1 protein-coding gene is annotated in these 265 nt (G+C 55.1%); it reads right to left on the bottom strand.

The window, feature by feature from the left end:
- On the bottom strand, positions 1 to 186 hold a 186-nt coding region (locus ACPYOM_RS22700; RefSeq protein ID WP_481347696.1), incomplete at its 3' end, for an acyl-CoA thioesterase.
- Positions 187 to 265: the final 79 nt, after the last annotated feature.

The following is a 265-nucleotide window of genomic DNA, read 5'->3' as shown; positions in this document are numbered from 1 at the left end:
ACCCACCACCTCGCCGTCGTGGATCTCCAGGCCACCGACCTGAATCAGGTAAGTGTTCACGGCAGTATCGAAAAAGCTGTAGTAGGTGACGTTGTTGATGTGGCCATAAGCATCGTTATCGTGCCAGCGGGTGGTGATCGGCTGGAAATGCGGGTAATCGACGCGTTGCGCCATGGTGCTGGACATCGGTATCGACTCCTTGAGTTATCTGTCCAGTCTAAAGGTAAAAACCTTTGCCTCGCGCCGCCAGCTCGCCAATCAGTGG

Source organism: Monashia sp. HAY1-2A (genome assembly GCF_056755315.1).
The sequence above is the reverse complement of the archived record's forward strand: the minus strand, read 5'-3'. Positions and strand labels throughout refer to the sequence as shown.